The sequence below is a fragment of the Clostridium estertheticum subsp. estertheticum genome, from assembly GCF_001877035.1.
GTDB classification, from domain to species: Bacteria; Bacillota; Clostridia; order Clostridiales; family Clostridiaceae; genus Clostridium_AD; species Clostridium_AD estertheticum.
In genome coordinates, this window is sequence record NZ_CP015756.1 from 4,505,542 (window position 1) to 4,518,785 (window position 13,244).

Consider the following 13,244-nt stretch of genomic DNA (forward strand, 5'->3'; position numbering starts at 1 on the left):
CTGGTCAAATAATATATTCCAGGTGTCACTTGTGTCTATTTTTTAAGATTGTTTATTTATTGTATCTATACTGCTGTAAGCGCTTCCATTTCAATTTCAGTCTTTCCTATAGTTTTTGTCGTTGCAGTTATATCAATTTTAGAGTCTTCTAAGTTTATTTTAATAACCTCAGCCATGAAACTTTGTTATTTTTTTCACTATATACTTTAGTCTATCACTACAATAGAAAAAAATATGTGACTAATATCACGTTCCTTTAAAATTAAAAATAATAAAGCTTAAAACTGTTTTCACAATTCTAAGCTTTATTACTTCTAATTTAATATATTATTTTATCCTAATATTTGTTTTAAATCATCTTCTGGTGTACTTATTGGTTTAATATCAAAAGTATCAATTAAAAATTGTAATACATTAGGGCTTAAGAAAGCAGGGAGTGTTGGTCCTAAATAAATTCCTTTTACTCCAAGTGATAATAATGCTAATAAATCAGCAACAGCTTTCTGCTCATACCAAGTTATAATCAATGATAGTGGTAGATCATTAATAGTGCATTTAAAAGCATCAGCTAGAGCTAAAGCTATTTTAACCGCAGAATAGGCATCATTACATTGACCTATATCAAGTAATCTTGGTAATCCTGCAACCTCACCAAATTCTAATTTATTAAAACGGTATTTACCACAGGCCAAAGTAAGAATAATACAATCTTTTGGAACCTTTTGTGCAAATTCTGTGTAATAATTTCTTCCTGATCTTGCACCGTCACATCCTCCAATTAAGAAAAAGTGTCTAATCTTACCTTCTTTAACTGCATTAACTATTGTTTCAGCATGACTTAAAGTTGCTTTGTGACCAAATCCCACTAGAATTTCTTTAACTTCCTCATCTTTTTCAAAGCCACCAAGCTCTAGTGCCTTACTAATTATTTCAGAAAAATCCTTATGACCAGTCTTACCTGCCTCAATATGTTTTATACCATCCCAGCCAACAACACTTGTTGAGAAAATTCTATCTTTATAAGAATCTTTTGGTTTCATTAAACAATTTGTCGTCATTAAAATACAACCAGGTATACCATCAAATTCCTTTTGTTGATTCTGCCATGCTCCTCCAAAGTTACCTACTAAATGTTTGTATTTATTAAGCTTAGGATAGCCATGAGAAGGTAACATTTCACCATGAGTATAAATGTTTATTCCTTTGCCTTCTGTTTGCTCAAGTAACATTTCAAGGTCCCTTAACTCATGACCTGAAATCACAATAAATGGTCCTTTTTTAATATTTACATTAACCTTTGTAGGTGTAGGCGAGTTGTATTTCTCATTATTACCTTTATCTAATACTTCCATAACCTTAACGCTAGTCTCTCCAGTTTTAATTAAATACTTGATAAGATCCTGTAGATTTAAACTATCATCAGTAAGTACTGCTAAAGCTATAAAATAAAAATCATCAACATCATCGCTATTGTATTCAATAAACCTGGCTTGATGTGCATATGCTGCAATTCCTTTTAGTCCATATTTTATAGTTTCACGAACTGAGCGAATATCTGCATCTAATTTTTCATCATACATAACCCCTGCTTTTTTAGCATCTTCAAGAATTTGTTCTTTAGTATCACTTAAATTATATAAAGCTTCCTCGCTAGTTACATTTTCATCTATTGCTTTTTTTCGTGCCTCTTCTTTTATTACTTGAGATTTTTCAAGCATATCCATATGAGACTTTGGATCGAAGTTTACATTAGTTAGCGTCATAAACAATGAATTTTCAACAAATGAAACCCATGACTTATCAATTTTTTCACCTTTAGCTAAAAGCTTAGTAGCATAACAACTTATTCCTTTTAACTGATAAATAAGAAGATCCTGCATTGCTGCAATCTCTGGAGTTTTTCCACAGACCCCCATTTTAGTGCAACCGGTTCCACCGAAAGTTTGTTCGCATTGAAAACAAAACATTTTTCCTTGCATATGTAACCCTCCTAATTTTTAATATGATTCTAACATCATCTTACACTACTTTTGTCTAAATATACAAGATTATAAGTAATATTGGCATATTTTTTTAATAAGCACCTAATTTATGTTAAATAAAGATCCTCGAGTTGGAGTAAAAATGTTCAAAGAAAATATATAAATAAGAAACTTAAAAACACCATCATGGATTTCATCATGATGGTGTTTTTAAGTTTAACAGATTGATTAATTTATAGAGCAACCCTTTTTCTCTTGAAACATATTAAACAAAACACTATTTTCAAGATATATATGAATAAATAGATCTTTTTCAAGGTCATGAATTTTGGTGTATACAAGTTTGAAAGAAGTACAGGCTCCTTCTGGCGCATTAAAATCTCTAGTAATCTTCTCTAATTCTTTGATTATATTTCCAGCCGCATCATGCTCACTTTCTGTATCCTTTATAATTCGGTGTATTTTTGATAAGACATTCTCATCCTTTGTTATTTCAAAGTTTTCAATAAGGGGGAATAGATTTTCCTCTTCTTTTATAAGATGCTCCTCAAGTTCTATTTTCAAAGTTCCAAAGTTCCTATGAACTTTTAATAGTTCCTCACTATGATGCTTAAAATGAACCTTAAGTACTTTTAATAATAGAATATCTATTTCTCTAAGCTGTTTTTTTGTAAATTCATGATGTGTTTCTACTATGTGTTTAATTAATGCTGAAGGTTTTTCTTTTCTCCAATCTTTATACTCTGAATTGGTCCTTATAAACACATCATATGCATTATTAAGTTCTTCAATTACTTTTTCATTATCTATTTCTATGACATCCATTGCTCCTGCTAAAGTATCATGTCCACCACAGCAATAATCTATTTTATACCTGTTAAAAATCTCTGCAGCACCAGGGAAAATTGAAACTATCTCTCCAAGATTTTGGTTTCCATTTATAATTTTCTCCATAATTAATTCCTCCTCATATTTTTAAATTGCACTAAGTAATAAATCAGCTGTATAAATAATTGCACTTTCAATATTCTTTACATTGTTAAGACTTGGTGAAAACTTAATTCTTATTGGAAACTCTATATCAATCATACCAGTAGACTTAATTACATCAGATGTAGTTAAGACTTTAATATTGCTCCCCTTCAAATAATCCTGAACTACCTCTATAGCTTCTCCACTCCAACCATAAGAACCATACGCTGCCCCTATCTTATTTTCAAGGTTTAAATCATTAAGACTTTTAAGTATATCTTCCATATTTCCAATAATATCTGCATATTTTGTAGAGCTTCCAAAGAAAATGACGTCGGCTTCATTAATAGCCTTTATTATTTCTTCTTTTGGTATTTTATTTACATCCATAATTTCAGAGTGTATATTTTGATTTTCAAAATTTTCCTTAATAATAGTAGCAATCTTTTTTGTCCTACCTGTCATAGTAGAATAAAGAACTAATGCTTTTTTATCTATCTCTCCATTTTTACTCATATTATCATAAATATCTATAAAACTTTGAACCTTATCTCGAAGTATATATCCATGAGATGGCGCTATCATCTTTATATCTAAATTTCTGATTTTCTTTATCATATTTTGAACATATCTTCTATGAGGATGCATTATCAATTTATAATATCCAATATAATCATCATTTATGTCCTCTTTCGCCATATCATTAAAATACTCATAATTAGCTACATGGGTACTAAATATATCGCAAGGGAATAAAATTTTATCTTCGACGCAATAAGTTATCATTGTCTCCGCTGTATGAAGGTAAGGTGTTTCTATAAATTTCAGTATTTTACCTCCTATATCAAGCGTATCTCCATCCCCTACAACTAGAAACTCTCTGTTATGAAGTTTATACATTTCCTTAAGTTGATCTACAGCAAGACTTGTACATACAATTACAGCATTTTTTGCTTTAATAGCCAAACTTCCAAGTGCACCAGAATGGTCAGGTTCAGTATGATTAATTACAATATATTCAATCTTTTCAAGTTCAACTATACTTTTTAAATTTTCTACAAATTCACGTCCAAAGCTCATATCAACAGTATCTATTACTGTAGGTTTCTCAGTCATTAATAAATAACTATTATAAGTGGTTCCTTTAGTTAATGTTAATCTATGAAAAGGTACATCCCTATCATCCACCTTACCAACCCAGTATATATTGTCACTTAGCATAATTTTTTTACTCATAATGTATTCCTCCTAAATTAATTAATTCGATATTTTTATTAATTTTATGTTTTAATTTATTCTTACACGTTGCCTCTTTCCTATGACCCTATTCTATAATTGTTTCGATTTTAAAAATATGATTCAAATCACAAAACGAAAATAAAAAATTTTTATGATTTTGATTTAAATCACATTCTTATATATCCAAGTTAATTAGAATGATGTCATGGAAACAAAATTTCTAAAAATAGATTTATAAAGGAGATTTTAAATATGGATAACAAAAAAATAGAAAAATTAACTCAGGTTTTGCAAAAACTAAATCAAGAAGGTGTAACTGAGACTTTAAGAAAAGAAGCTTTAGACATCGTTTCTAATATAAGTCCTGTCGAACTTTCAATTGCAGAGCAAAATTTAATAGAAAAAGGAATGAAACCTCAAGATTTAAGACATCTTTGTGATATACACATGGAAGTTTTAAAAGGCGAACTTGATAAAATTAAGACAAAGATTGAACCAGGTCATGTTGTGTATACCCTTATTGCTGAACACGATAAAATCCTTGAATTCTTGACGCTGCTTGAAGAAGTTAATTCTAAAATCCAAAAGACTGAAACATATATTAACAGTTTAGAAGAAATTAAGGAATTAAAGACTATTGTGTTTAATATATTAGATGCAGAGAATCATCACCAAAGAGAGGAAAAGGTGTTGTTTACTGAGATGGAAAGCAGAGAAATTACTGGACCAACTCGAATTATGAGAATGGAACATGAGGATATAAAAGCTAAGAAAGAATTTTTAAAATTAACATTAGAGGAGGCCTCTGAATTAAACTTCAATGAATTCAAAGAAAAAGTAGATGAGAGTGCAAAATATATCATATTTAACATGAGAGATCATATATTTAAAGAAAACTATATTCTATATCCTACAGCAATAGAATCTATACAAGGAAAAGAAATATGGAATGATATGAAAAAAAGGTGTGATGAGATAGGTTATTGTGGATTTACACCTAAAGTTTAATTTTACAATTAGGTTAGTAACCTATGTTACCGACAAAAAAAATTGTAAAACAGTATAATAATCTCATAAAGCGGTCACGAACAGTGTTTACAAAAGAAAAAATGGAGGTTATTTATATGGCAATGTTTTGTTATCAATGTCAAGAAGCAGCTAACTGCACAGGTTGTACGGTAAAGGGAGTTTGTGGTAAGACTGAAAGCCTCGCAAAGGCTCAGGACTTACTAATTTATATAACTAAAGGAATATCTATATATGGAGTTCGCGCTAGAGAGAATGGTATAGTTAATAAAGAAGTAGATACTTTTATAATGGAAAGTTTATTTGCAACTATAACTAATGCAAATTTTGATAGGAATATATTTATTGAAAGAGTTAGAAAAGGTTTAAGTTTAAGGGAAGGTTTAAAGAATGAACTTCTTAATGCTGGTATTAAGTTAAATGATAAAGGCGAAAATGCTAGCTGGCTTAAAAAGATATTTAATCTATTTGGATTTGGCACGGAAGAGGAATTAAACTTACCTGATGCAGCTGTTTGGTTTTCTAATGACTTAAAAGCCTTTGATGAAAAAGCAGCAACGGTGGGCGTACTATCAACGCAAAATGAGGACATAAGATCTTTAAGAGAACTTCTAATTTATGGACTTAAGGGAATGGCTGCATATGCTAAGCATGCCAATAACCTTGGATATGATGATGAAGGACTCCATGCATTTACGCAAAAGGGATTAGCTTCTACTTTGGACGATACTCTAGGAGTGAATGAACTTGTAGCTCTAGTGCTTGAATGTGGTAAGTACGGTGTGGATGCCATGGCACTACTTGACAAGGCAAACACCACAAGTTACGGAAATCCTGAAATAACAAAAGTTAATATAGGAGTTAAAACTAATCCTGCTATATTAATTAGTGGACATGATTTAAAAGATATGGAAGAGTTATTAAAACAAACTGAAGGCACTGGAGTAGATATATATACTCATAGTGAAATGTTACCTGCTAACTATTATCCTGCATTTAAAAAGTACAAGCACTTGGTAGGTAATTACGGAAATGCATGGTGGAAGCAGAATCAAGAATTTGAAAGCTTCAACGGGCCAATACTTATGACTACAAACTGCATTGTGACTCCGAAAGCATCTTATAAAGATAGAATATACACCACTGGAGTAACAGGTTTTCCAGGAGTTAAGCATATAGCTGATGGAATAAATGGGAAAGCGAAAGATTTTTCTCAGATAATTAAACAAGCTAAAAAATGTGCGGCACCTGTCGAGATTGAGAAAGGTGAAATAGTAGGAGGCTTTGCTCATAATCAAGTAATAGCTCTTGCAGACAAAATTGTGGACGCTGTTAAAAGCGGATCAATAAAGAGATTCTTTGTAATGGCAGGTTGCGATGGACGAATGAAGAGTCGTGATTATTATACAGAATTTGCTCAAAAGCTACCAAAAGATGCAATTATACTTACAGCTGGTTGCGCAAAATATAAATATAACAAATTGAATTTAGGTGATATTGGTGGGATTCCAAGGGTACTAGATGCTGGTCAATGTAATGATTCATATTCATTAGTTGTAATAGCACTTAAACTTAAAGAAGTATTTGGACTGGATGATATAAACGAACTTCCGATTTCTTATAATATTGCATGGTACGAGCAAAAGGCAGTTATAGTATTACTTGCATTATTGCACCTAGGGGTTAAAAATATCCACTTAGGACCAACCCTTCCAGCCTTCCTATCACCAAACGTAGTAAAAGTATTGGTTGACAGCTTCGGTATTGGTGGAATAATCAATGTAGATGATGATATAGATATGTTCATGGGTGCTTAACACCAGACTTAAAGAATTAACATTAAAACAAAAAGTATGCAGAATTTTATCTGCATACTTTTTATTATTACCAATTAATAAATTCCTGGACCTCAGCTTTTTCTCCAAGAGTTACATCTTTCAAAACCCATTCCTTAAACACTGGATATCCTGTTCTATCAACAATGTACCCTATATGTTCTTTTCCTCCAGGAGCATCTATATCCATATACTTTTCAATGTATGAATAAGTGTTTTTTATAATTTTAACAATACTTTCTTCGTCAACCCACTTTATAAAATCTTGAGCAAGTCTAGGTTTCTTCTTTCCCGTTCTACCCATTATTACTAGTTTATAATATTTCTCTAAACTTCTGCTCCATGCAGATGTCGGACATTTCCCTATACATTCTCCGCATCCAATGCATTTGTCATGATCACGTACCACTTTAAAATTTTCCATTCTAAGTGCGCCAGTAACTCTTTTTTTACAGTTATTTACGCAGGATTTACAACTGATGCATCTATAAAATTCATATTGAGGCTCCGTCATTCCTATAATTCCGAAATCTTGCATTCTAGCTTTTATACAATCATTAGGACAACCTGTTAAAGCCACCTTTACATGGTAATCGTTAGGAAAAATTTCTTTTTCAATCCTTTTCGCAAAGTTTGTTGTATTATAATTTGCAAAAGGACAGACATTTGCTCCCACGCATGCTGAAACATTTCTAGTACCTGCAGCTGAATAACCAGTATTTGGAGAAATCTGATTTATTTCAAGGCCTTCAATTACTGATTGAACCATTTTGTTAACCTCTGGTATTTTATCCATATCAATATTAGGTATTTCAAAACCCTGCCTTGTAGTTATATGAAGAGTTCCATCTCCATAAATCTCTGCTACCTTTTGTAAAACTTCTAAATGTTTAGCCTCTATTTGCCCACCAGGCACCCTTATTCTTATAGCAGTTTTACCTCTTGTTTTGGTTATTCTAAACGCATTCTTTTTAAGCAATTTAGTGTTTATATCCATAATTTATCCCTCCTAATCTACTAAATGAACTGCATCCAAATAATTAAAAACAGGACCCTCTAAACATATATACGTATCGTCCATTTTACAGTGTCCACATTTTCCAACTCCACAACACATCTTTCGCTCATAAGATACCCATATATTTTTCTCTTTTACTCCTTTTTTTATAAACCCAGCCACTGTAAACTTGAGCATCATAGGAGGTCCTACTACAATTACTTGTACTTCATCCATATTGTCAACCGGAATACCATCAATATATTTTGTTATAAGTCCCACAGTTCCAGTATAATCATCATCTGCACTATCAACAGTTAAGGTAACATTAATACTTTTTTCCCACATTTTAAAATTATCCTTAAATAAGATATCGGCCGGGGACTTGAATCCTGCCATTACATTAAAGTCCTTACACTCTTTTGGATGTTTTGCAAAATAATCCACTATTCCTTTTACAGGCGCTAGTCCAGTTCCACCTGCAGCTACAATAATTTCTTTACCTTTATATATATTCACATCAAAACCATTCCCATATGGTCCCCTTAGATACAAAGTTCCCCCTACAAAGAAACTATGAATTACATCTGTAACCACTCCTACACGTCTTATTGTAAGGTCTACATAACCATCACCTATTTCGCTAACAGATATAGGTGACTCGCCAAATTTCGGTATAGACACTTCGAAAAATTGACCTGGCTTTACATCCCCTTCAAACTCCATTCTGAAAGTATAATCTGTTTCCGTATGCTTCTTTATATTAAGTATCCTAGACTTAAAAGGCATATATATATTTTTCATTTACTCCACCGCCTCCATAACTTTACTTAGTTTATTAACGCAACTAGAAAAAGATATATATTCAGGGCATATATCATCACATCTACCACAACCTACACACATATGATATCCGGCTCTCTTTTTAAAATCATAAACCTTGTGCATAACCTTAAATCTCATCCTATCTTTTTTATCTTTTCTAAAACCGTGCCCTCCTGCCATGTCACTAAACCCGTCTACATGACAAGATGCCCATATTCGCCTTCTCTCTCCTACATTCTTGTTATCTTTCGAGAAAACATCCTGCATAGTAAAACACGAACATGTTCCACAGACAAAATTACACCTTCCACAGGCAATACACCTTGAAGAATATTCATCCCACATTTTAGATTTAAAAACTCTTTGATCTAAGTTTTCAGGTATAGTAACCTTTATATCATTACTTGATACATATTCAGGTTCTACCACAATTGTGCCTTCTATATCTTTATAAAAATAATTCATTAGCTCCTCGGATTTACACTCCACAAAAACTTCATCATTTTTAATTTTAGTGTACATGTCATACTCTTCTGTCTTATTATACCCCATACTGGCACAAAAACAGTTTTCGAAACTATCACTACAACCCATAAGCACAAATTTAACTTTTTCTCTTAAGGTTTTGTAATAATAATCCTCGTTGCCATTTCTTAAATAAACTTCATCAAGCCTCTTCATTGCATGTATATCGCAACTTCTTAAAAAAATCAGTATTTTCTTTTCGCCTTCTTTTGGCTCTTTGCATTCATCTTCAGTAAAGTAAAATAATGTTTGAGTAATCGGAAGTATTATTTCCTTTGGCGAAAAAGTAGATTTGGTATTAAATTCTATTTCTTTTATACTTTCTATTTCCTTATACCTAATTGTATCTGTGTCCGCAAAAGTTCCCTTTCCCTTGAGCTTTACTGGTGCATATACCTTATATTTATCTCTTAATCTTTCAAGATGCTCATCAAACTTCTCTATTTTCAACCTAAATCCCATAAATATAATCGCCTCCATTGTAATAATTTTATTTAATTATCAAGCTTTGTTAATTAATTCACTATTTAAATTAAACTTAAAACTACTTATATCCATTGTATTTCAAAAAAAAATAAAAGTATGTGACTTCCATCACATTCAATCTCTTAATTCTTTATTTTTGTTCCCTATTTTTACAACAAAAAGTATATATTGACAATTATATATTACATGTGTAATATATAATATGAAGTTGTATATCACGAGCACTTCAAATAATACATTGGTTTAATCCAATCATATGGTATTACCTTAAGAAACTATTAAAAGGAGGGTTATAATGCCTAAAAATAAAGATAAAAAATTAAAACCGGTAATACTTTTCATATTGTATATGACATTATTCACCGCGATAACAGCACCATTTTATGTCTTTAGAGGACCATTCACTAACTTAAAGAAGGTTGTAGTCGCTACAATTATGGGAACTAGACATCAATATCTAGCCACTACCTTTTTATCTAAAGCCGAGATAGATAAAATAACTAATAAAAACAACATTAAAGAAGATACAAAGGTTAGTCTAGCTGATATTAATATTGCTAATAAATCAAGTAATGAGATAGTTAGATATAATTTGCATCCAGATTCAGGAAGATATGACGGATATCTGTTAGAGATCCCTAATCCCTTAAAAGTTAAAATAGCATATAGTAAAAATTTAAGGATAGAAGGCGAAAAAACAAGTGAAATGGCAAAGCGATATAATGCAGTAGCAGCAATAAATGGAGGATCTTTCACTGATAACAACAAAGGTAGCTTTGGAGGCACAGGTGCTTTTCCGGGAGGTTTTCTAATCATTAATGGAAAAGTACATTTTAATGATAGTAAGGATACTACTAAGCAAAGCGTTACAGCATTCACAGATAAAGGGAAACTTATAGTTGGTAATTACAGTGTTAATGAGCTTAAAAAATTGAATGTTAGAGACGCTTTATGCTTTAGACCTCCTGTTTTAATCATAAAAGGTAAAGGGCAAATTAATGATGAAAATGCTGCTGCTGATGGTTTCCAACCAAGAACTGCCATCGGTCAAACTGCTGACGGAACAATTTTGTTTCTTGTAATGGATGGGCGTGCAAATCTTAAAAAATCAGGTGCTACACTTAAGGACATCCAAGACGAGCTACTAAAGCACGGTGCTGTCAACGCATCTAACCTAGATGGTGGTTTTTCTAGCACAATGTATCAAGATGGCGCATTAGTAAATAGCCCTCATGGTTGGAATGGTGAAAGGTATGTTGCCACCTCAATTTATGTGGAACCTTAAAGGAGATTATTATTTATGAAAATATTTAAGAGAATAGTGAGTTGGAGCATCCTTGCACTAGTATTACAAAGTTGTATATTTTTTATATCTGATAAATACTATCAAAAAACATTACTCAATACTAAGGTAACTGAGGAAATAGTTAAAAATCACAAAGAAGTTGATCTACATCTTTCTATAAAAATACCAACTACCGCAAGTAAAATCCAGTCATCTTTTGATGGTAAATATATTTCCTATTATGATAATTCTAAACTAATAGTTATTAATTCATATACGGGTAAATCCAATATAGTTGGTGATATAGACAATTCACAAATAATTTATAGTAAGTGGCATCCAGACACAGACTCCATGTCCATATTGGAAAAAAAATCAAACATGAAAATCACTATTAACACTTTTAACTACAACGCTGATACCAATAAGGTACAAGCCCCTGGCGACACAAACAATAAGGACGTAAAATTTACCGTAGCTAATAAGAACGATACTATTAGCGATATACAGATGTCACCTAAAATGTATATATCTTATATAAAGGTGATGAGAAATAGCTTAACAAGTGATGTATTTTTTTATGATGTTAATGGAAATATTACTCGCATTTTTAACTCTAAACATATTGGAAGAATTAGAACGTTTGATCATAACCCAAATCTTATTTATGAAGATACCTCAACCAACTCAATAAAGGTTTCAAATATGGATTGGAGTCTAGACAATATACAAGCGTGCCTTTTAAATACAGATAACAATGATAATATATATATAGGTGCTCTTAAAAATGGGAAAGTTTATAAGATAATGTACGGGTCTACAGCTAAATCTGTAAAGAAATGGACCTCCATAGTACTTAATTCCCCTGTAGATAAAAAGCACATTAGTGTAACTAAAAGTGGTGCTATCTTTATAGATAGTAATTTAGAAGGTTATATTACTAATCAAATATCTAAGAAAAAGACTTCTTATGCCGGAACAATTTTAGAAATAACTGATACTAAAATAATTTCAATAGATAATGGAATTATAAAAAAAGTAAATTTACCTTAAATTTATATTATTGTATCTTGATATTAACATTTTAAATCCTCATCTAATGGTGGGGGTTTATATTCTAGTTAAGGCTATCAATTAGAATACGGAGCATCTTATCCCTATTATTAATAAAGTTTTTCGTTATCTGATAGTTTTCAGTTTCTTCATATCTAACAACTTCCATCTTATCTTTTATTTCATAAATAGTTGATTCTGGGTAAGCCATTATAATTGGAGAATGAGTTGAAATAATAAGTTGAGAACCCATATTAACTAACTCATGAATTCTTGTAATCATCGACATCTGCCTTGATGGAGATAATGCAGCCTCTGGCTCGTCTAATATATACAGTCCATTACTGCCAAACCTATTCATAAATACAGCAAAAAAAGACTCTCCATGGGATTGTTTATGTAGCGATTGACCTCCGTATGAAGACACAAGTTTTGGTCCTCCCTCTCTATCAAGTTCATCAATATTGCTCGCAAGGTTATAGAAACTCTCTGCTCTTAGAAAAAATCCATTCTTTGGTTTTTTTACTCCCTTAACTAACTTTATATATTTGTATAATTCTGAGTGTGTGTTCATGGATGAAAAGTTGAAATTGATTGTTCCACCTTCAGGATTAAACCCACAAGCAATTGCTATTGCCTCCAAAATTGTAGATTTACCCGAACCATTTTCCCCTACAATAAATGTTACTTTTGGATGAAAATCTAGACTTGATAAATTCTTTATGGTAGGTAAACAGAAAGGATAATTTGAAAAAGACTCAACACTTTCTCTTTTAAGTTCTAACCTTCTAAGATATTGATTACTCTCTAAAAATTCCATGTTTATTCTCCTATTAATTTGTCATCTTATATTTTCATTTAATACCATATATGTGCCCTGGATTCAAAACATTCTATACAGTATATAAGCAATTATATCATACTAGATTTATTGATTTTACATATTACTATAAGAAAAAATAAAAATTATCCTGACTTTTTGTTTGCATAAGTTGTTATACATAATGAAAAGCACTTTT

11 protein-coding genes and 1 pseudogene are annotated in these 13,244 nt (G+C 31.4%); 4 read left to right on the plus strand and 8 right to left on the minus strand.

The features are described from left to right. Nucleotides 1–68 precede the first annotated feature (68 nt). The 4 genes and pseudogenes from moaC to A7L45_RS20895 form a co-directional block, all read right to left on the minus strand. Nucleotides 69–161: pseudogene (gene moaC / locus A7L45_RS20880) on the minus strand (cyclic pyranopterin monophosphate synthase MoaC); the annotation flags it as partial. A gap of 171 nt (nt 162–332) precedes the next feature. Then, nucleotides 333–1,979, minus strand: coding sequence for a hydroxylamine reductase (hcp, locus tag A7L45_RS20885; protein WP_084647543.1), 1,647 nt, complete (start codon nt 1,977–1,979; stop codon nt 333–335). 231 nt (nt 1,980–2,210) lie between these two features. After that, nucleotides 2,211–2,936: an iron-sulfur cluster repair di-iron protein gene (ric, locus tag A7L45_RS20890; protein ID WP_071614569.1), complete on the minus strand. Its 726-nt coding sequence runs from the start codon at nt 2,934–2,936 to the stop codon at nt 2,211–2,213. A 21-nt stretch (nt 2,937–2,957) separates the two neighbouring features. After that, nucleotides 2,958–4,190, minus strand: coding sequence for an FprA family A-type flavoprotein (locus A7L45_RS20895; RefSeq protein ID WP_071614570.1), 1,233 nt, complete (start codon nt 4,188–4,190; stop codon nt 2,958–2,960). A gap of 255 nt (nt 4,191–4,445) precedes the next feature. On the opposite strand from A7L45_RS20895, the gene A7L45_RS20900 reads away from it, so the two are divergent. Further along, entirely contained in the window at nt 4,446–5,201 is a 756-nt protein-coding gene (locus A7L45_RS20900) for a DUF438 domain-containing protein (protein WP_071614571.1), read from the plus strand. 116 nt (nt 5,202–5,317) lie between these two features. Continuing rightward, nucleotides 5,318–7,036, plus strand: a complete 1,719-nt coding sequence (gene hcp / locus A7L45_RS20905) for a hydroxylamine reductase (protein WP_071614572.1) — start codon at nt 5,318–5,320, stop codon at nt 7,034–7,036. A 67-nt stretch (nt 7,037–7,103) separates the two neighbouring features. On the opposite strand, the gene asrC is transcribed toward hcp (A7L45_RS20905), so the two are convergent. The 3 genes from asrC to asrA are packed head-to-tail and all read right to left on the minus strand — an operon-like array spanning nt 7,104 to nt 9,863. Further along, on the minus strand, nt 7,104–8,051 hold the full coding sequence (gene asrC, locus A7L45_RS20910) for a sulfite reductase subunit C (protein ID WP_071614573.1): 948 nt from the start codon (nt 8,049–8,051) through the stop codon (nt 7,104–7,106). Nucleotides 8,052–8,063: 12 nt separating this feature from the next. Next, entirely contained in the window at nt 8,064–8,855 is a 792-nt protein-coding gene (gene asrB / locus A7L45_RS23010) for an anaerobic sulfite reductase subunit AsrB (RefSeq protein WP_151553536.1), read from the minus strand. After that, nucleotides 8,856–9,863: an anaerobic sulfite reductase subunit AsrA gene (gene asrA / locus A7L45_RS23015; protein ID WP_151553537.1), complete on the minus strand. Its 1,008-nt coding sequence runs from the start codon at nt 9,861–9,863 to the stop codon at nt 8,856–8,858. A 319-nt stretch (nt 9,864–10,182) separates the two neighbouring features. Between asrA and A7L45_RS20920 the strand changes: the two genes are divergently transcribed. Next, the gene (locus A7L45_RS20920; RefSeq protein WP_071614574.1) at nt 10,183–11,172 is read left to right on the plus strand and encodes a phosphodiester glycosidase family protein; all 990 of its coding nucleotides are present in this window, start codon (nt 10,183–10,185) and stop codon (nt 11,170–11,172) included. 15 nt (nt 11,173–11,187) lie between these two features. Beyond that, complete coding sequence (locus A7L45_RS20925; RefSeq protein WP_071614575.1) at nt 11,188–12,225, plus strand: hypothetical protein; 1,038 nt, start codon at nt 11,188–11,190, stop codon at nt 12,223–12,225. Between the two features lie 64 nt (nt 12,226–12,289). Here A7L45_RS20925 and A7L45_RS20930 read toward each other — a convergent pair whose 3' ends face one another. After that, nucleotides 12,290–13,045, minus strand: a complete 756-nt coding sequence (locus A7L45_RS20930) for an AAA family ATPase (protein WP_071614576.1) — start codon at nt 13,043–13,045, stop codon at nt 12,290–12,292. Nucleotides 13,046–13,244 lie beyond the last annotated feature (199 nt).

Coding starts and splice junctions, on each gene's coding strand:
- hcp (WP_071614572.1), top strand. CDS start 5,318: ATGGCAATGTTTTGTTATCAATGTCAAGAAGCAGCTAACTGCACAGGT.
- A7L45_RS20925 (WP_071614575.1), top strand. CDS start 11,188: ATGAAAATATTTAAGAGAATAGTGAGTTGGAGCATCCTTGCACTAGTA.
- asrB (WP_151553536.1), bottom strand. CDS start 8,855: ATGAAAAATATATATATGCCTTTTAAGTCTAGGATACTTAATATAAAG.
- asrC (WP_071614573.1), bottom strand. CDS start 8,051: ATGGATATAAACACTAAATTGCTTAAAAAGAATGCGTTTAGAATAACC.
- A7L45_RS20930 (WP_071614576.1), bottom strand. CDS start 13,045: ATGGAATTTTTAGAGAGTAATCAATATCTTAGAAGGTTAGAACTTAAA.
- asrA (WP_151553537.1), bottom strand. CDS start 9,863: ATGGGATTTAGGTTGAAAATAGAGAAGTTTGATGAGCATCTTGAAAGA.
- A7L45_RS20900 (WP_071614571.1), top strand. CDS start 4,446: ATGGATAACAAAAAAATAGAAAAATTAACTCAGGTTTTGCAAAAACTA.
- A7L45_RS20895 (WP_071614570.1), bottom strand. CDS start 4,190: ATGAGTAAAAAAATTATGCTAAGTGACAATATATACTGGGTTGGTAAG.
- hcp (WP_084647543.1), bottom strand. CDS start 1,979: ATGCAAGGAAAAATGTTTTGTTTTCAATGCGAACAAACTTTCGGTGGA.
- ric (WP_071614569.1), bottom strand. CDS start 2,936: ATGGAGAAAATTATAAATGGAAACCAAAATCTTGGAGAGATAGTTTCA.
- A7L45_RS20920 (WP_071614574.1), top strand. CDS start 10,183: ATGCCTAAAAATAAAGATAAAAAATTAAAACCGGTAATACTTTTCATA.